Source organism: Butyrivibrio fibrisolvens (assembly GCF_037113525.1).
GTDB lineage: Bacteria > Bacillota > Clostridia > Lachnospirales > Lachnospiraceae > Butyrivibrio > Butyrivibrio fibrisolvens.
Genome location: NZ_CP146963.1, coordinates 3,572,395 through 3,592,525 on the forward strand (window position 1 = coordinate 3,572,395; position 20,131 = coordinate 3,592,525).

The following is a 20,131-nucleotide window of genomic DNA, read 5'->3' on the forward strand; positions in this document are numbered from 1 at the left end:
AAAAATAAAGCCTGGATATCAGGCGATTCTTATATTTGTTTGCTTTAGATTAGAAAACCTTTATACTCATAAAATTCATTTACCTCTTTTTTCAAACTCAAAACGATAGTAGCATATCTGCACTTGTGATGCAAGATTAAAAACTGCTTCGTCCAACTTTATCAACTAGCTTTCGCTCTCTCCTATTGAGTAGAAATCATATTATAATGCGCCTTATATACCAATAAAAAAAGACTGATGCATGAAGTATAGCTTACGCATCAGTCTTTTTTTATTACAATTACTTAAACTTCGCACTTGGATGGGCCGGCATCCCCAAAGTCTTTACAGGGGACAGGCAGTATATATATCATTGCCATGCTTTTAATAGTTTTATTAAATCCATGAGCGTGATAGATGGAGTTTTTCATTCTGCTCGGGGTCCACCTGTCTGAGCGAAGCGAGTTTGGACCCCAGAATGGAAAGCTCCAGATATCATGCCATGGATTATAAAACTATTAACAGCATGGTAATGATATATATACTGCCTGCCCCTGTAAAGACTTCGGGGATGCCGGCCCGTCCAAGTGCGAAGTTTAAGTTACAATTATTCTTAATTCATAGCTACACCATCTACATAGAGAGTGTATCCATTAGTATTAACACTTGAAATATCTCCGTCAAAAGAGCTGATGTAGGTGTCAGCTGTAAGTGTCCAGGTGCTGCCACTGTCTATAGATACAGATACTGTTCCGACTTCTGTAGAAACTGTCTCGCCACTTGCATTGGTTATCTCACCGCTGATAGTACCTGTGAAGCTTGATCCATTGGTAAGATTAAGTGTCAGCTCAGAATCATCTCCAACAAGGATTGTTCCTTCTAAGGTCTGATTACTTGCATTAACTGTAGCTGTGTTGTTATCACCGGTCCAACCATCTGCACATACAGAAAGAAGGATATTATCTGAATCTTCGTTAACTATCTCTACATCTTCAAGGTTGATCACAGCTGTTGTGTTAGTCACATGGAATACATGACCATTCATACTTGTAAGTGATCCGCCGTTCATAGTGAATGTTGATGTACCGCTGTCAGCGTCTCCTGACATTGACTGGTAGATCATTATAGAGTCATAGAATGTAGCATTGCCGTTAGTATCTGTGTTATTGGCTGTGAGATCACAGTCATTTAATGTGATTGAATTAATGCCTTCGATGCAGACTCCTTCAGAGAGATTGGATACGAGAGTCGCATCTGAAACAGTGATATCAGCTGTCGAATATATAGCAGGTGACCCAAGTCCATTAGTAGTATATGTTCCTCCATCTACTGTAACTGTTCCGCCGCCTCTGTCTGTTCTGATGGCAGCTGATGATCTTCCGCTTGTTTCTACAGTAAGATTGGAGGCTTTGGTAATACCACCGCCTGTTGTCATGATACCGCCGGATCCGTCACCTGTAGTTGTGATAGTACTGTCTGAAATAATAACTGTTGTTCCATCACCTTCTGCTCCGTTCTGACCGCCATTGCCGCCATATGAGAATACACCGTTAGCTCCGTCTGCATCAGATGTGATGGTCATCCCTGTAATAGTGGTTGTTGATCCGTCTTTGACCAGAACTGCTGCATTAAGGCCGTAGAAATTGCAGTTGTCTCCGCCATCTGAATCACCTGTCTTGGTTACTGTGCCATTAGAGATCGTCACGTCATCACTTGTTGTGATAAGAAGTGCGCTTTCATCAGCAGTATCGCTCTCGTATGTCTCTCCATCCTGAGAATCAGCGCTTGTTATAGTTGTAGCTCCTGTGTAGTCTATGTCGGCACTACTGTTTCCGCCGCCTCCAAAACCTCCGCCTTCACCATCTGGAGGGTTGCCGGGAGCTTCTCCATCAGGCTTTTCTCCGGGTTGTCCATCAGGTGCTTCTCCTTCAGGCATCTCGCCATCAGCTACGTCCTTGGCTTCAACCTCCTGATTCTGACCTGATGCTTCGTTCTCCTGTGCCTCTACTTCCTGTGTGATCGATGTTTCTTCTGAACTTGAAACCTCGCTTGTCTGGCTGCTGCATGCAGTAACAGCTGTACACATGATTGTTATCATTGCTATTGATAATATTCTTTTTAACTCTTTTAGTTTCATGATTAGCTCCTTTTCTGATTCCGAGTGTGTTTCCTTTGTTCTTCTCGGAATTATTTGTTTGTTGTTAATATGGAGTATGAGACACAAAACTAAATTTAAGTTAAAAGAGGCTGGAATTAATGGAAGTTTATAAACAATTTAGAAATAAACGGGCTACTGAGTAAGGCGCTCCGGCCGTCTTAATATTACAATAAAAAAGACATCAACTTAACGATATTGATGTCTTTCTTATTTATTTTACACAAATATAATCCATTATCTGACACATATTTTCACACAATAGTTTTAAATCTATTTATTCGTTAATATGATCCCAGCCCTGTGAGATTATAGTGCTGACATGCTCGTCCGCAAGGCTGTAGATTATATTTCTTCCATCACGCTTTGCTCCCGCTAGTCCTGCCTGTCTAAGGAGCTTAAGTTGATGAGATATGGCTGACTGTGTCATGCCAAGATCATCAGCAAGGTCATTAACGTAGCAAGCGCCTTCTGAAAGTCTGAACATGATGCGAAGTCTTGTAACATCTCCGTATGCCTTGAACAGATCTGCAAGATCTAAAAGCTTTTCATCATCTGCATTTATGTTCTGGGGTATTTTGAAATGTTCTGCCATAATAATTCTCTCTATACTTTCTTATATATTTTGCACAAAAGAACCAGCATTTAAGCCTTCTGTGCAATTGGTTAATAAGTTACAAACAATGATAAGCAATAAATAATGGGCGAAAACTATGTCATTTCAGGTACAATGCATATGTGTTTCCAGTCAGAAGGGTGCACGAAAGATAACGTCATCCTTTTTATGAAGGCGAATCTGTGTCCCATTCTTCCCTATGGCTGCTAACCTCTCATGTCTAACAGGATCGTACTCCCGTAGGAGTGTCCTAAATTCCTTCGTCCAGCCTACCCATAGTGGGGTGCCGCCTCTGCTCCATTCCAGGGTCATGCCCTATATAGTATGTCTTAGCGGCTTCGCTCTGCTTTGTCATTGCTAGAGAGCACTCCTGTAATCCAGCACCAATTGAACTCTTGGCGGACGTTGTCTGGTACAGTATGTGCTGTTTTAATTAGGCTGCTTCCGGTCTGATGATGTCCCTTCGGAACTTTTCTTCATCAAAGTCACAACCTGTCTGTAGTATTACATAGAACACTCTGATAGCCTTACATGCAACTGCTATCTTTGCCTGCATTCCTCCAAGAGGATTTCTTGTTCTGTTCCTGTAATAAAGGAATACATCTTGAAATGCAGGATTCCAGTTCATCAGTGCACGAGCCGATTCATACATTGTTCTACGTAACTTTCTTCTGCCCCTCTTACTGATTCTTGGCTGCCCTTTTTTCTTTCCAGAACTCTTTTTGACTATCTCTAGCCCTGCAAGCTTCTGTATCTGCTTTGGGTCAGTGAAACGTCCGATATCACCAACCTCTGCTATAAAGCCAATCACAGTACTCATCCCTACTCCTTTAATGGCGAGCAGTTTCTCCACATTCGGTACTTCTTTTACTTTTTCCTCCAGGTATTCATCAAGTCTTTTGAGCTGTTCTGCCTTCAGTATATAGTCATTCACAAGAACCCAAATCTCGAGTCTTGCAGCCTCACCAGCTTCTAAACCTACACTTTCCTGTGCAGCTTCTACCAGGGTCTGAGCCCTCTTTAGCCCTGCTGCACGTACCTTTGCATCACGCCATATCTGATTGATTCCACCTGCCCCAATTTTTAGGATATCCTGTGGAAGTGGTGCACTCTTTAAAAGCATAAGTCCACTTGTTGAATCCCAATCGGAATAACAATCCAGATACTCAGGAAAGAATTTTTGCAACCATCCCTGTATCTGATTAGACAGACGCACATGCTGCTTCATGATCTGGTCTCTACACACAGAGGCTTCTCTAATCTCCGCATATACTCCTTCCGGCAGATAAGAAGTTGAATATCTTCCTTCTTTAACCAACATAGCAATTGTTTTAGGATCCTTTAGATCACTCTTTTCTGGGCTGTTATCATCCAGTTCTTTGCTTCTATTTACAGTAAATGGATTTACTGTTACAAGCTTTACATCATGATCCTGTAAAAACTTCTGAAACGTAAGCCAGTAGCAACCAGTAGGCTCGCAGCCAACAATAACCTTCTTCATTTCGGTCTTATTCATGAGTTCCTCAGTCCATCGAAGGAATGTAAGGAATCCCATTCGGTCGTTACTAAACTTAAACACTCTTCTGGATAGCTCAAATCCCCTCCAGTCAAACGCTCTACAGAAATGTGTCTGTGATCCAACATCAACCCCAACAATCAATGTATTTGCCGTAACTTGCTTAAGTCTGTCATTCTGTGTAAAATTCATTTTGAGAAACCTCCGGTTAGCATAAGATGTTTTTTCATCCGCCAAGATGAACACCTTTATCTTACTTAGAGGTTTCTTTTTATTCAATTGGCGTTATTTCTGAATTACAGGAATGCTCCATTTCCTAATCTATAACACTATCGATGTAGACTGTACCATCTATAGTCACACCATATCCATTATCTCTTTTTACAACTTCTTTACAAAGAGAGCTCTGATAGCATTTATAACTGCGATAATGAGTACGCCTACATCAGCGAATACCGCAAGCCACATGTTTGCAATACCAAGTGCTCCAAGTATCAGACAGAGCACTTTTACGCCGATCGCAAATACAATGTTTTCATAAACGATACTCATACACTTACGCGATATTTTTATTGCTTTTGCTATAAGTCTTGGATCATCGTTCATAAGAACTACGTCCGCAGCTTCTATAGCTGCATCTGAACCAAGAGCTCCCATGGCGATTCCTATATCTGCTCTTGAAAGTACAGGTGCATCATTGATTCCGTCACCAACGAAAGCGACCTTACCATCTTTACCATTTTCATTAATGATTCTTTCAATCTCAGATACCTTATCTCCTGGAAGAAGTTCACTTCTGACTTCGTCAAGTTTAAGGCTTTCCGCAACTTCCGTAGCAACAGCTTTGGCATCGCCGCTAAGCATGATAGTCTTTTTGATGCCGCTTCCCTTAAGAGACCTTATCGCATCGCCTGACTCTGATTTTATCACATCAGAGATCAAAATGTGACCTGCATATTTATCATCAATTGCAACATGCACTATTGTGCCGGTATGATGACATGGTATAAAGTCGATTCCAAGCTCTTTCATGAGCTTTTCGTTACCTGCCGCAACCTTCTTGCCATCAACTATTCCCGTTACGCCCTTACCGCTTATCTCCTTAATATCAGAAACAAGCTTTCTGTCAATATCCTTACCAAATGCCTTCTGAAGGCTCTTACTGATAGGATGTGAAGAAGCACTCTCAACATGTGCTGCAAAATACAAAAGCTCCTCGTCTTGAAGCTTTGAATGATGAATTCCGTTAACTTCAAATACGCCCTTTGTAAGAGTTCCTGTTTTATCAAAAACAACAGTTCTAACCTTTGACAGCATCTCCATATAGTTGGAGCCCTTTATAAGTACGCCTTCTCTGCTTGATCCGCCAAGTCCGGCAAAAAAGCTAAGAGGTATACTAACAACAAGAGCACAAGGACAGCTGATTACAAGGAAGGTAAGCGCCCTGTAGATCCACTCAGGCCACATAGGATCAAGTCCCATGAAAAGCATCCTTACAAGTGGGGGAAGGATTGCAAGCACAAGAGCACTGTATACAACTACAGGAGTATAAACTCTGGCGAACTTAGTAATGAACTGCTCAGATTTAGACTTTCTTGAACTTGCATTCTCAACAAGATCAAGGATCTTGGAAGCAGTAGATTCATCAAACTCTTTAGTAGTCCTTATGCAAAGGATACCCGACATATTGATGCATCCGCTAAGTACCTCATCGCCTTCTTCTACATCAGTAGGAATGCTCTCACCCGTAAGAGCACTTGTATTAAGAGTAGATCTACCTGATTCTACGATTCCATCGATCGGAATCTTCTCGCCAGGCTCCACAACTATAACAGTTCCAGCTTCTACCTCATCAGGATCAACCTTTTCAAGGCTTCCATCCTCATTTTCTATATTAGCGTAGTCAGGTCTTATATCCATCAGCTCTGAGATATTGCGCCTTGACTTACCTACAGCCACGCTCTGGAACCACTCTCCTATCTGGTAAAAGAGCATAACCGCAATCGCCTCAGTATATTCGCCCTTACCCATGATAGCTACGACTATAGCTCCTATGGTTGCAACAGCCATAAGGAAGCATTCATCAAAAGGCTGGCGGTTTAAAATACCCTTCCATGCCTTCAAAAGGACATCATATCCAATGATAAAATATGGAATCAGGTAAAAAACAAACAGCGCAATGCCTTCGAGCGGAATGAATATTCCGACTATCATAAGTATTGCTGATATTATGATCCTGATTAGTGTCTTTTTCTGTTTCTTGTTCATAAGCATTCCTTTTCTAACAGTCTCCGAGTACATATAGATAACTTTTTACTATTTGGTTCTATAAATAATCAAAATGAAAATGTCTCCATCGCCAAAACTGCTTACCTGACAATTCAAGGTATCAAGAATCTATAATTACTCTCAACAGGACATCTCCTTTTACCCAAAGCGAAGATGTATTTATATTTTAACACTCCCTAACTATCTAATTTGTAAAGAAATCAGAATGTAATATCGCAGTCATCCTCAACCTTTTTGCAGTTCTTAAGAACTTCAGGCATTACAGCTGCAGGATCAGCGCCCTCTTCGAACTCAACCTTCATCTTAAGAGCCATAAAGTTAACTACGCAGTCCTTTACACCCTCTGTCTTCTTGGTAGCATCTTCCATCTTAGCTGCACAGTTAGCACAATCAACATCAATAGCGTAAGTTTTCTTCATATTATTCCTCTTTCCGGCACCATGGCCTTGATTTATTTTTAATTATATGAGCATTTGTTCATATGTTGTATTCAATATACACCCAACCATAACTTTTTGCAAGGCTTTTTTACTCAAAATTTTCGTCAAAAACATGGGCCCAAAACATGAATTTAAATCAAGAAAACTAAATAAAATCAAGGCATAATCCAAATGCCGTCTAGCACTATGCGAATTAAAGTTTTAGCTTGAAAATGGCTTTTTTTCGGTCTATTATATAAAAGTTGATTTTTTATTAAGGATGATATATGAAAGGATTTATTAGTAATGCAGGCGCTTGACACAACTTTAGAAAAACTAAAAATGTTATCAGATGACAACTACATCAAAGCTGTTGACGTAATCAACGGACTTCTGAGCATGCAGGGTACTACAACCACTTCCACAACTGATAACATTGCTGAAGAAGATAATGATAATCTCGACGATCTCGCAGATGACATCTTCAACAAATGTACTGCAGCCTTCGCAAGAATGGCCTAAATAATACTTCCAGATGGATCTTCGGATCCATTTTTTTGTGCCCTAAAAAACAATATTATTACTAAGCTTCTCAATAACGAGAATAAATCCTTCAATAGAAAAAATCCGCACTGAATGCGGATTTTCTTGAAATAAATATTTTTAGTTTAAGTTTGAACACTAGCGATCACTTGATAATCCTCTTCATCAAAGATTACCAGACTACTACCAATCCATGAGAATGATAATTGATTATCTCCTTCATATGGCAATGTGCATAGTTCCGTCTCACTTCCATCTGACAGGTTTCTTTTGATTATATTTCCTTTTTTAAATAAATATATACCACCATCTCTATATCCAATAATTCTTATCGAATTATTTTTGGTCTCAAAAAGTATTTCACTTTCACCAGTAGTGTAGTCAAAGGAAACAAGTACTTCCCTTTTTAATTTACTAGCCGGAAGAATATTTTTAGGAATTATACCCAAGCCGCCATATCCACTACCGCCTTTTGTAATCTGAACAACACCTACCACATTATTTCCTTCTATAATGAAGTTATATGATACCCCTGATTCTTCACCACCACAATCTGATAGTGCACTAATAACACCTGTCGTATCCCCTATGCTATAAGTAAATTCCTTATTTCCATATTCTTTACTAATACTTATTTCTGTTCCATCATCATTTACAAGTTCAATGCAACTTTCATCACTATTAATCGGCCTCACAACAATTTCTGCATTTTCCGCCAATTGTAGACTGCCGTTATCAATATTATATTTTTGCGTACCATCTGAAACCCTTATTCGATTTGTACTGGAGTCCTTATATACCGTCAAACGATCATTTGAAGTAAATAATGTTTCTGTTTCCTGCGAGTTAAGATCATAATAGAAAAGAACTCTTTCTTCATTCTTTTCTTGAAATGTCTCTACTACATAAAACACACCCTTATCATCTCCACAAAAGCTCGTAATTCTTTGTTTTTCCAAATCATCAACGATATATATTTCTTGATCAGACTCCGTAATCAAGTCATATCGCGCAAGGCACGAATCATACCTTCCACCTTCAACACGCATATAGTGATAATACGAATGGCATTCTATATCATTAGGGCCAAAATCCTCAATGTAAGAAACATATCCATCTGCTGCTTTCATACATCCTGTAAGCATGATGATCATAATTACACATACTGATATAAGCTTTTTTAACATGTCTTTTCCTCTTTCTCTGGGGCATCATTATATTCCGGCTTTGTGATTTTAATAATCATAACAGGTTCTGAATCATGATCATGACCAACATTTTCTATTGCTTCATCCAAAGAGTCATATTCCATTTCGACAAATTCATCTTTATCTGGACTATTATTTTTATTATCATCACTATAGTAACCTGAATTATGAACAACATATTTAACATCACCATTTTCATCAACTCTTCTTTCAATATTTACATAATGCATCCCACTGGTAATGTCATTGCCCTTATTATATACGTCGACTATAAACGTTTCATCACAATAAAGGTTTTCCTCTATTTCCGCAGAAGTTGTATAAGTTACTTCATAGTATGGACTATTTTCAAAATATTCAACTATTGCTAACGGTGATGTTCCAAACATTCCTCCCCAAACACAACCATTTGCTTCAAATTCAGCTATAAGATCAGCAACTTCCTCGTTAGTCATATCCATTCCCAAAGAATGGCATGCATTTATTATAGCTATTATTCCACATCCATTGTTGTCCATACCCGAAGTGCCATATCTCACCTCTCCCCAAAACGACTGATTTTCAATATATTTTCCGCTAACATATACATCTTTAAGCTTATCAACATTATTGGTTCTATGATACTCAATCATATATGGATCCATATCATTTTGTTCAGCATAATATTGCAACAATTTCACTAATGCATCATTAGTTGTTTTTTGTGAAACAAAATCGCTAGAATTTTTATTAACATTGCCTGTTTTTAAAAAGTTCATTTCAGTAAAATCATCAAACAATCCTAACGAAGAAGTGTATTGAGAAGTCATGTTATTATATCTGTAGCTGTTATCTCTCGAAGCACTTAATTCTGTTCTATTTTGGAGTGTTTTTATTTTTGCTGCTTCTGCACCTTCCTTATCAATTAGTAGTCTATTATTTCCAGTAATCTTATATATTAGATTAAATCCTGTCATTCTCCCAATTGCATCACACGTCTCAGCTTTGATATGATTGGCAGCCGTTTCAAGGCTATTTTTAGATGCACCTTCCATACTATCTATCATCTTTATTGCTGTAAGATGATATTTATCAATCATTGAAGTCTGAGTGTCACTGTAATTACTCAGCTTATCTGCAATAGCAAACACCTGTGACACATCCATAAAAATTCTTTTTCCCATTAAAGTTCTCCCCATCCATTTGTGTTATATGTATTCCGTTTTCACAAAAGCTTCTACTATATCCAATAAAATTATACTAATATCATTTTTAAATACTTTAAAATCTGACGAAATGCATTTTTCATCCGATGAACTGCATCTGTTTCGTAAATCTTTTTGTTTTACTAATATCGCACATTAAAAAATCATCATGACCTTGAATATTCCTGAGGCTGGTAGTAAATAAATGATTTTCTTGTCTTTGAAAATTATATTAAATTCAAGAGCTTGATAGATGGAATAATATATTCTGCTTGGGATTTATCTGTTTGAGCGAAGCGAGTTTATAAATCCCGGAATATATTATTCCATCTATCAAGCCTTGAATTTTATATGATTTTCATGACAACAAAATCATTTATAGGCTGCCAGCCTCAGGAATATTCAAGGTCATGATGATTTTTCACATACACAGTAAAAGGGACATCGCTTTGCGATGTCCCTTTGCAAAAAACATTTTAAATTTTCATCAGATCTTAGCGATATCTACAAGCTCAAGACCTTCTTCGTTATACGCATTCTCAAGACTGGATACAAGTGCTCTTGCTGTATCAAGTGCTGTGATTACATTTACGCCCGTCTCGATCGCTGTACGGCGGATAAGGAATCCGTCACGGCTCTTGTCACGACCCTGAGTAGGTGTATCGATTACAAGGTCGATTTTGTGTCCAAGAATAAGGTCCATGACTGTAGGTGATTCCTGGTGGATGTTATTGACCTTACGAGCCTTAACACCGTTCTGGTTAAGTACATCTGCTGTTCCGAGTGTAGCATAGATGATATATCCAAGCTTCTCGTAGCGTCTTGCGATATCGATTATCTCGCCCTTATCAGCATCCTTAACTGTGATGATCATCTGCTTGTGCTTAGGAAGGCTTATACCTGCACCAAGGAAGGCTTTGTAGAGAGCTTCTTTAAAGCTTGTGCTTATACCAAGACACTCACCTGTGGACTTCATCTCAGGTCCAAGGCTGATCTCTGCTCCTCTGATCTTCTCGAAAGAGAATACAGGCATCTTGATGGCTACGTGAGATGCTTCAGGCTGGAGTCCCGGTGTATATCCAAGGTCTTTAAGCTTTTTACCCATCATAACCTGTGCTGCAAGGTCTACGATCGGTATACCTGTTACCTTGCTGATGTAAGGTACTGTACGTGATGATCTTGGGTTAGCCTCGATGATGTATACTTCATCTCCAACAGCTATAAACTGAACATTGATAAGTCCTATTACATTAAGGGCTTTAGCAAGTCTCTTTGTATACTCTGCGATAGTATCCTTAACCTTCTGGGACAGAGACTGTGCAGGATATACTGATATAGAGTCACCTGAGTGAACACCTGATCTTTCGATATGCTCCATGATACCTGGGATTACGATATCTTCGCCGTCGCATACAGCGTCAACCTCTGTCTCAACACCCTGAAGATACTTATCTACAAGGATAGGATGATCCTGAGCATATCTGTTAATGATGTTCATGAACTCTTCTATCTCCTGATCAGAAAGTGCTATCTGCATTCCCTGACCGCCAAGTACATATGAAGGACGTACAAGTACAGGATATCCAAGTCTGTTTGCAACTTCCTTAGCTTCCTCAGCTGTATATACTGTAGCACCTTCGGCACGCTTTATCTGAGTCTTTTCAAGGATCTCATCGAAAATCTCTCTATCTTCTGCTGCATCTACGTCTTTAGCATCAGTTCCGTAGATCTTAACACCCATCTTCATAAGGTCCTGAGTGAGCTTGATCGCTGTCTGTCCACCAAACTGAACTACTGCTCCGTCAGGCTTTTCAAGACGTACTATATTCTCAACATCTTCAGGTGTAAGGGGCTCGAAGTAGAGCTTATCTGCTATATCGAAGTCTGTTGAAACTGTCTCAGGGTTGTTGTTGATGATGATAGTCTCAAATCCGGCTTTCTTAAATGCCCATGTAGCATGTACTGAGCAGTAGTCGAACTCAATACCCTGACCGATTCTGATAGGACCCGAACCAAGTACCAGGATCTTCTTTTTGTCAGTTCTCTTAAGTGCTGCTTCATCCTCAGAATCAGGTCCATCATATACTGAGTAGTAGTATGGTGTCTGAGCTTCAAACTCTGCTGCGCAGGTATCTACGAGCTTGTATGATGCAACGATATTGTTCTTGTAGCGAAGCTCTTTGACTTCATCTATTGTCAGGCCCGTATACTCTGCAATTACGTTATCAGGATACTCAAGTCTCTTGGCTTTAAGGAGTGTATCTACTGAAAGATTCTTACCTTCAGCCTTAATAGCCTTCTCTACCTTTACAAGATTATCTATCTTATTGATAAACCATATATCAATCTGAGATATATCATGGATCTCTTCGTAGCTTACGCCTCTTCTTAAAGCTTCTGCTATACGCCAGATACGCATATCATCAACTTTCTTAAGATCTTCTGCAAGATCTTCATCAGAAAGATTTGTGAAGTCATAGCTTGTAAGTGAGTCTACATGCTGCTCAAGTGATCTTATTGCCTTCATCATGGCACCTTCGAAGTTGGTGCAGATGGACATAACTTCACCTGTAGCCTTCATCTGAGTTGAGAGAGTTCTCTTAGCTGTAATGAACTTATCAAATGGAAGTCTTGGGAACTTCAGTACGCAGTAGTCAAGTGCAGGCTCGAATGAAGCATAAGTCTTACCTGTGATAGCATTCGGGATCTCATCAAGTGTATAGCCAAGTGCGATCTTAGCTGCAACCTTGGCAATCGGATAACCTGTAGCCTTAGATGCCAGCGCTGATGAACGGCTTACACGAGGGTTAACTTCGATTACACAGTACTCAAAAGATGTCGGATGAAGTGCAAACTGCACGTTACATCCACCTGTGATCTGAAGTTCATTGATGATATTAAGAGCAGAGCTTCTGAGCATCTGGTACTCTTTATCAGTAAGTGTCTGAGACGGAGCAACTACTATTGAGTCACCTGTGTGAACACCAACAGGATCAATGTTCTCCATGTTACATACTGTGATGCAGTTGCCGTTTGAGTCACGGATTACTTCGTACTCGATTTCCTTCCAACCTGAGATACATCTTTCTACAAGTACTTCGTGCACACGTGAAAGTCTAAGTCCGTTAGCAAGAATATCTTCAAGTTCTACCTGGTTGTGAGCGATACCGCCGCCTGATCCTCCAAGAGTGAAGGCAGGTCTAAGTACTACCGGGTATCCGATCTTTCTTGCAAACTCTACGCCTGTTTCAACGTCTGTTACTACAAGAGAAGCTGCGCAGGGCTCACCGATTTTTTCCATGGTGTCCTTGAATTCCTGACGGTCTTCTGCCTTCTTGATAGTTTCAGCTGTTGTACCAAGAAGCTTTACGCCATGCTTATCAAGGAAGCCTGACTCTGCAAGCTCCATACCAAGGTTAAGTCCGGCCTGACCTCCAAGTGTTGGAAGGATTGAATCGGGCTTTTCTTTTTCTATGATCTGTTCGAGGACCTTGACTGTAAGAGGCTCGATATAAACCTCATCAGCAATATCGCGGTCTGTCATGATGGTCGCAGGGTTGGAGTTAACAAGTACAACTTCGATTCCCTCTTCCTTAAGTGAACGGCAGGCCTGAGTTCCTGCATAGTCGAACTCTGCTGCCTGTCCTATTACGATAGGGCCTGAGCCAATGACCAAAACTTTTTTGACATCTTTATTCTTAGGCATTAAATAACTTCCTTTCAATTCCTATATATGATCTATTCATGTATCTAATTCATTTTTACTTAGGTAAAAAAACTATCTTATTTATCTGAACTCACCGTCTATCATCATATGTATAAAGCTGTCGAAAAGAGTACCTGTATCCTGTGGGCCTGCGCTGGCTTCGGGATGGAACTGGACAGTGTATATATTCTTGCCTGTATATCTGAGGCCTTCATTAGTACCGTCATTGACATTTATATAGGCAGGTGTTGCAACCTTTGGATCAAGCTTATCTGTATCTACTACATAGCCGTGGTTCTGTGAGCTTATGTATACCTTGCCTGTTGCAAGCTCTTTGACAGGATGATTACCACCTCTGTGGCCATACTTAAGCTTGTGTGTATCTGTTCCTGTTGCAAGTGCCATGAGCTGGTGTCCAAGGCAGATAGCAAAAATCGGAACGTTAGAATCATAAAGTTTTTTAACTTCCTTAATTACAGACTCGCAGTCCTTTGGATCTCCAGGGCCATTTGAAAGCATGATTCCATCGGGACTTCCTGCAAGGATCTCTTCTGCAGTTGTATTGTAAGGGTATACTGTAACATCACATCCTCTTGCTGCAAGAGAATTTGCGATATTATACTTGGCTCCTACATCGAGAAGTGCAACCTTAAGATGAGTTCCGTCAGCTTTAACACCATTAAGCTGCCTTACAAGTGAAGGCTTCTTCTCTCTCTTTGAGTGGTCACCGGCAAGGTCTGCCTTGTAGTTATCTGCATTAAATACTGCACTTCCAGAAACAGGTCCGTTATCAGACAGATCTCTTGCACCCTTAACTTCGTACTTTTCTTTGCAGGAAACCTTTTCAACTACACCCTTGGTTGTATAAGCCTTCATCCTCTTAATAAGTTCATCAAGGTTGTAATTTTCATTAGTTGTGATACAGCCGTTCATGGTTCCCTTTTCACGAAGGATCCTTGTAAGCTTTCTTGTATCGATTCCGGCAACTCCTGGGATCTCATACTTTACAAGGAACTCCTCCAAACTCATATCACATCTGAAGTTTGATGCAACCTCAGAAAGCTCTCTGACTATGACACCGTCAAGCCAGATTCTCTCGGATTCCATATCGTCAAGGCATACACCGTAGTTACCGATAAGAGGATATGTCATACATACTGACTGTCCTGCGTATGAAGGATCGGTAAAGACTTCTGTGTAGCCTGCCATTGTTGTATTAAATACGATCTCACTGATCACTTCTTTATCAGCGCCTATTGCCTGCCCTGCAAACACTGTTCCGTCTTCAAGGATTAAAAAGGCTTTTTTCATATATCATCTTTCCCTTCTGCTTCTATATAGAAGAAAATAATTGTCTTTACTAAAGTTAACCTTCGGACCCATAAGGGCCCGAAGGATACAGCATTAAATTCATATTCGATTTCGAGACAGCTCTAATCGAAATGACTTTTGACCATTACATCATATTATTTAAAGTACTCTACACCTGACTTGAAGATCTTAAGATCCTGCTCGCCGTAGATATTTACAGCAACGCCCTGACCGCGACGCTCTGCATGGCACATCTTACCAAGGCATCTTCCATCAGGAGATGTGATACCCTCAATAGCAGCATAGGAACCATTGATGTTCCATTCGCTATCCATCTTGATATTGCCTTCTGTATCGCAGTACTGGAATGCTACCTGACCATTTGCAAACAGGTCATTTATTACATTTTCAGGAGCAACAAATCTTCCTTCACCATGTGAAGCAGGGTTTGTATAAACTCCTCCAAGCTTAGCCTCCTGAAGCCATGGGCTCTTGTTGGATACAACCTTGAGGTATGCCATCTTGGAGATGTGACGTCCTATTGTATTGAATGTCAGTGTAGGTGATTCTACGTTCTGACCTGTGATCTTGCCGTTTGGTACAAGACCGAGCTTGATAACAGCCTGGAATCCGTTACAGATACCAAGTACAAGACCATCTCTTTCGTTAAGGAGCTTTTCTACTGCTTCTTTGATCTTAGCATTCTGGAATGCTGTTGCAAAGAACTTAGCTGATCCGTCAGGCTCATCACCTGCTGAGAATCCGCCAGGGAACATGATGATCTGTGCCTTCTCAATTGCCTTTTCAAATTCATCAACTGACTCGTAGATATCCTGTGCGTTGCGGTTTCTGAAGATCTTGATATCTACATCAGCGCCTGCTGCCTTGAAAGCTGCTGCTGAGTCATACTCACAGTTACTTCCCGGGAATACAGGGATGAATACTGTAGGCTTTGCAACCTTGTTCTTACATACATATATATCTTTTGTATCATAAAGCTTTGTTTCGATAACAGTGCTGTCATCTCCTGCTTTTGAAGGGAATACCTTTTCAAGTGTTCCTGTCCATGCGCTAAGAACTTCCTCGCCGTCAATCTTGGTTCCTTCTACTGCGAAGACATTCTCGGAAGTTACAGTACCTACAAGTCTTGCACCTTCAACTTCAAGTGCCTTGGAAAGATCAGCTTCAGCAACTTCTACAAGGAGGTTACACATTCCATTTGCAAAAAGATCTGCTGCCTTAAGACTCTCATCGAATGCAACTCCCAGCTTATTACCAAATGACATCTTGCAAGCTGCAGCAGCGATTCCGTATCCGTCAAGCGCATAAGCTGACTTTATAACGCCGCTCTTCATAAGCTCTGAAACCTTATTGTAAAGAGCAATAACTTTCTCATATACAGGAAGGTCGTATTCATCTCTTGCGATCTTGAGTTCTACAAGCTTATCTCCTGCTGCCTTAAGTTCAGGTGTTACAACATCTGAAAGCTTTGCTACATCTACAGCGAAGGATACAAGTGTTGGTGGTACGTTGATGTCATTAAATGATCCTGACATAGAGTCCTTACCGCCGATTGAAGCCTTGCCAAATCCAAGCTGAGCATCAAGAGCTCCGAGAAGAGCTGTAAATGGCTGTGACCATCTCTTAGGATCTTCTGTCATTCTCTTGAAGTATTCCTGGAATGTGAAGTGAAGGTTCTTAACCTCACCGCCGCCTGCTACGATTCTTGCAACAGACTCTGTTACTGCATATACAGCGCCGTGATATGGACTCCAGGATGAAAGGAATGGATCGAATCCATAAGCCATCATTGTTACTGTATCGCTTGATCCGTCAAGAACAGGAAGCTTAGCTATCATGTTCTGAGTCTCTGTAAGCTGATATCTTCCGCCGTAAGGCATCTCAACTGTCGCAGCACCGATTGATGAGTCGAATCTCTCTACAAGACCCTTCTGTGAACATACGTTAAGGTCCTTCATCTCTTCAATGAATGCAGCCTTAACATCGCCGCTTGCAAGTGCTTCGCCAGCCTTATCACATGCAACTTTGTTAAAATAGTTATCTGCCTTTGAAGGAATCTCTACTTCTACGTTAGTCTCCTGATGAGCACCATTTGTGTTAAGGAATGCTCTTGAGATATCTACTATCTTTTTACCTCTCCAGTTAAGTACAAGACGAGGTTCCTTGGTTACTACCGCCACCTTTACAGCTTCAAGGTTTTCTTCTGCTGCATATGCAAGGAACTGATCGACATCCTTAGGATCAACAACTACTGCCATACGCTCCTGAGATTCTGATATAGCAAGCTCTGTTCCATCAAGACCAGCATATTTCTTAGGTACAAGATCAAGATTTACATCAAGACCATCTGCAAGTTCGCCGATTGCTACTGATACGCCGCCTGCACCAAAGTCGTTACACTTCTTGATGATGGATGATACTTCTTTTCTTCTAAAAAGTCTCTGAAGTTTACGCTCTGTAGGAGCATTACCCTTCTGAACCTCAGCTCCGCATGTTGTAAGAGATGCATTGGTGTGAGCCTTGGAAGATCCTGTAGCACCGCCGATTCCATCACGTCCTGTACGTCCGCCGAGAAGTACGATGATATCACCCGGATCAGAAGACTTACGCATTACGTTAGCCTGAGGAGCAGCACCCATAACAGCACCGATCTCCATTCTCTTAGCTACGTAGTTAGGATGATATACTTCCTTAACATATCCTGTAGCAAGACCGATCTGGTTACCATATGATGAATAACCCTGAGCAGCGCCTCTTACGAGCTTTTTCTGAGAAAGCTTTCCTTTAAGTGTTTCTGATACAGGAACTGTAGGATCTGCAGCACCTGTTACACGCATAGCCTGGTATACATAACCTCTTCCTGAAAGCGGATCACGGATAGCACCGCCAAGACATGTTGCAGCACCACCGAAAGGCTCGATCTCTGTAGGATGGTTATGTGTTTCATTCTTGAAGAATACAAGCCAGTTCTCAGTTGTCTTGCCCTGTCCATAATCAACTTCTACAGGAACAACTACTGTACAAGCATTATTTTCTTCAGACTCTTCCATATCTGTAAGCTTGCCGTCTTTTTTGAGCTTCTTCATACCAACGAGGGCAAGGTCCATAAGGGAGATGAACTTCTCTTTTTTCTTAGCAGGATCAGCGTAAAGCTCATCACGTGCGATAAGATATTCATTGTAAGCATCCTCGATAGGCTTCTTGTAATCGCCTTCGCCGAATGTGATTGTCTTAAGCTCTGTGCCGAATGTTGTATGACGGCAGTGATCAGACCAGTATGTATCAAGAACACGGATCTCTGTAACGGAAGGATCTCTTTTTTCCTCATCATGAAAATAAGTCTGGATCCACTGGAAATCCTTGAATGTCATTGCAAGTCCGAGAGAATCATAAAGCTTTTTGAGCTCATCCTCAGCCATGTCCTTGAATCCGTCAAAAGTCTTAACATCTTCAGGTTCAGGATATGTCTCAACGAGAGTTTCTGCCTTAGTCTCATCGATGATGCGTGAATCAACAGGGTTTACAACGTACTCTTTGATCTTATCAAGCTCTTCATCTGATACGTTACCGATGATGACATATGTATCAGCACTTCTGATGATAGGCTCTTCTTCACCTCTAATGAAACGTACGCACTGCTCTGCAGAATCAGCTCTCTGATCAAACTGTCCCGGAAGTGCCTGCACGCTAAATACGCGCTCACCTTCTTTGACGTCAAAAGACTCTCTGTAAAGTATATCAACAGGAGGCTCTGAAAATACTGTTGTACAAGCCTTCTCAAATACCTCGTCAGATACGTTTTCAACATCGTATCTGATAAGTACACGAACATCCTCACAAGACATGATACCAAGATATCTTCGTATCTCGTGTCGCAGGTCCTTTGCTTTGCCTGCAAAAGGTTTCTTTTTTTCTACATAGACTCTTCTGACCATAATTCTCCTCTTTCTTTTTTAAAAAAATGTGCTCCGAAATTCGAAGCACATTTTCATTAATTATTAATTAGTATATTGATCCACAGGTACAATGCCCTGCAGAACGTAAAACATTTCCTTATCAACAGCCTGTTCAGATATAGAGATAACTGATGCCATAGTCTTAAGTCCTTCCAATACGTATGCAAGATTTCTGGCAAAACCAGCTATATCTTCACACTCAAATTCGCCACTTTCAACACCATCAGAAACGATGGCTTCAATAGTGATGATACAATTATCAAAACGATTCTTTATATAATTATCATCCGGAGATGCACTATGCCCTGAATAATACTCCATAAGCGCGAGACTAAGACCGTCTTTTCTACGCAAAATGAAGCGCTTCTGCTCCTTTAAAAAGGACGCAAATCTATCAGAAGCACTAACTTCAGTAGAAACATTAATGCCCTGGGACAAATCAGATTCACTCTCACCTTCATCTGAAGAAAGAGTACTGCTGTCAGCCGAATTAGAATCCTCAGCTTTAAGAACAGCTAAAAATATATCTTCAACGCTGGAAAAATGAAGATATAATCCTCCACGACTTATGTCACATGCATCTACAATATCCTGCATGGTAACACTTTTAAAGCCTTTTTTAGAAAAAATCTCCCTTGCTTTAGCCAAAATATGCTTTTCAGTTCTGTTTGCCTTGGCTCCCATCTCGCTCCCCACATTAAACAGCATTACTTTAAAGAATAAATTCCTTTAAAGATGAAACATATACGGATCACCTCTCATGATCCCAAAGATCGATAACTTCCTGCATCCTTCTGACAGCATGTTCAAAGATCCCACGCTGAACAGCTTCTGACCACATACTAGCCTTGACCTGACCTCCAAGAACGTACTTGGATAAGATTCGATTAACATCATCGAGCTGCATTATATCTGCATTTGCGATATATTCAAGCTCATCTTTCCAGGTCTTAAGATTTTTCCTGCTATATAAATATACATAATTGCGGTCCATAAGACCGGTAGCCTGCGCATCCTTAACAAAAGAAAGGACTGTCGAATCATATACCGGAAACTGAATGGTTGTATCCATGTTCGATCCACTATAGTTCTGATCGACTGCCTTGTTATCGTTCTCTTTGAACCAACGAAGGTACTTGGAAAGTGTCTCAACCATACCACGATAACGGTTAACAATATCCTGCGGGCTATTTTCGGTTACATCTGCCATGTTTTCACCTCACATCAT

Annotated in this window: 13 protein-coding genes; 1 reads left to right on the forward strand and 12 read right to left on the reverse strand. The window is 40.5% G+C overall.

What is annotated here, in order from left to right; all coding sequences use genetic code 11:
- Positions 1-592 precede the first annotated feature (592 nt).
- From WAA20_RS15010 to WAA20_RS15030, 5 genes are all read right to left on the reverse strand, one after another.
- Positions 593-2,116 carry a hypothetical protein gene (locus WAA20_RS15010; protein WP_073388038.1) on the reverse strand — a complete coding sequence of 508 codons (1,524 nt, stop codon included), beginning with the start codon at positions 2,114-2,116 and terminating at the stop codon, positions 593-595.
- Positions 2,117-2,411: 295 nt separating this feature from the next.
- Entirely contained in the window at positions 2,412-2,729 is a 318-nt protein-coding gene (locus WAA20_RS15015) for a metalloregulator ArsR/SmtB family transcription factor (RefSeq protein ID WP_073388036.1), read from the reverse strand.
- Between the two features lie 454 nt (positions 2,730-3,183).
- Positions 3,184-4,458, reverse strand: coding sequence for an IS110 family transposase (locus WAA20_RS15020; protein WP_073390585.1), 1,275 nt, complete (start codon positions 4,456-4,458; stop codon positions 3,184-3,186).
- A 189-nt stretch (positions 4,459-4,647) separates the two neighbouring features.
- The gene (locus WAA20_RS15025) at positions 4,648-6,534 is read right to left on the reverse strand and encodes a heavy metal translocating P-type ATPase (RefSeq protein WP_073389163.1); all 1,887 of its coding nucleotides are present in this window, start codon (positions 6,532-6,534) and stop codon (positions 4,648-4,650) included.
- A 221-nt stretch (positions 6,535-6,755) separates the two neighbouring features.
- On the reverse strand, positions 6,756-6,974 hold the full coding sequence (locus WAA20_RS15030; RefSeq protein ID WP_073389162.1) for a cation transporter: 219 nt from the start codon (positions 6,972-6,974) through the stop codon (positions 6,756-6,758).
- A gap of 306 nt (positions 6,975-7,280) precedes the next feature.
- Between WAA20_RS15030 and WAA20_RS15035 the strand changes: the two genes are divergently transcribed.
- A complete protein-coding gene (locus WAA20_RS15035; RefSeq protein WP_022759277.1) occupies positions 7,281-7,496 on the forward strand; it encodes a hypothetical protein in 216 nt (71 codons plus the stop codon).
- A 146-nt stretch (positions 7,497-7,642) separates the two neighbouring features.
- Here the strand turns inward: WAA20_RS15035 and WAA20_RS15040 are convergent, their stop codons facing one another.
- From WAA20_RS15040 to WAA20_RS15070, 7 genes are all read right to left on the reverse strand, one after another.
- Entirely contained in the window at positions 7,643-8,704 is a 1,062-nt protein-coding gene (locus WAA20_RS15040) for a hypothetical protein (protein WP_073389160.1), read from the reverse strand.
- Positions 8,698-9,888, reverse strand: a complete 1,191-nt coding sequence (locus tag WAA20_RS15045) for a hypothetical protein (protein WP_073389159.1) — start codon at positions 9,886-9,888, stop codon at positions 8,698-8,700. Before WAA20_RS15045 ends, WAA20_RS15040 begins: the two co-directional genes overlap by 7 nt.
- A 508-nt stretch (positions 9,889-10,396) precedes the next feature.
- Entirely contained in the window at positions 10,397-13,615 is a 3,219-nt protein-coding gene (carB, locus tag WAA20_RS15050; RefSeq protein WP_073389157.1) for a carbamoyl-phosphate synthase large subunit, read from the reverse strand.
- An 81-nt stretch (positions 13,616-13,696) separates the two neighbouring features.
- A complete protein-coding gene (locus WAA20_RS15055; RefSeq protein WP_073389156.1) occupies positions 13,697-14,926 on the reverse strand; it encodes a carbamoyl phosphate synthase small subunit in 1,230 nt (409 codons plus the stop codon).
- 155 nt (positions 14,927-15,081) lie between these two features.
- Positions 15,082-18,882 (reverse strand): phosphoribosylformylglycinamidine synthase, encoded by a 3,801-nt coding sequence (locus tag WAA20_RS15060; protein ID WP_073389154.1) that lies wholly within the window; start codon positions 18,880-18,882, stop codon positions 15,082-15,084.
- A 63-nt stretch (positions 18,883-18,945) separates the two neighbouring features.
- On the reverse strand, positions 18,946-19,551 hold the full coding sequence (locus tag WAA20_RS15065) for a TetR family transcriptional regulator (protein WP_338801413.1): 606 nt from the start codon (positions 19,549-19,551) through the stop codon (positions 18,946-18,948).
- 103 nt (positions 19,552-19,654) lie between these two features.
- Positions 19,655-20,113: a hypothetical protein gene (locus WAA20_RS15070; RefSeq protein ID WP_073389151.1), complete on the reverse strand. Its 459-nt coding sequence runs from the start codon at positions 20,111-20,113 to the stop codon at positions 19,655-19,657.
- Between the last annotated feature and the right edge of the window lie 18 nt (positions 20,114-20,131).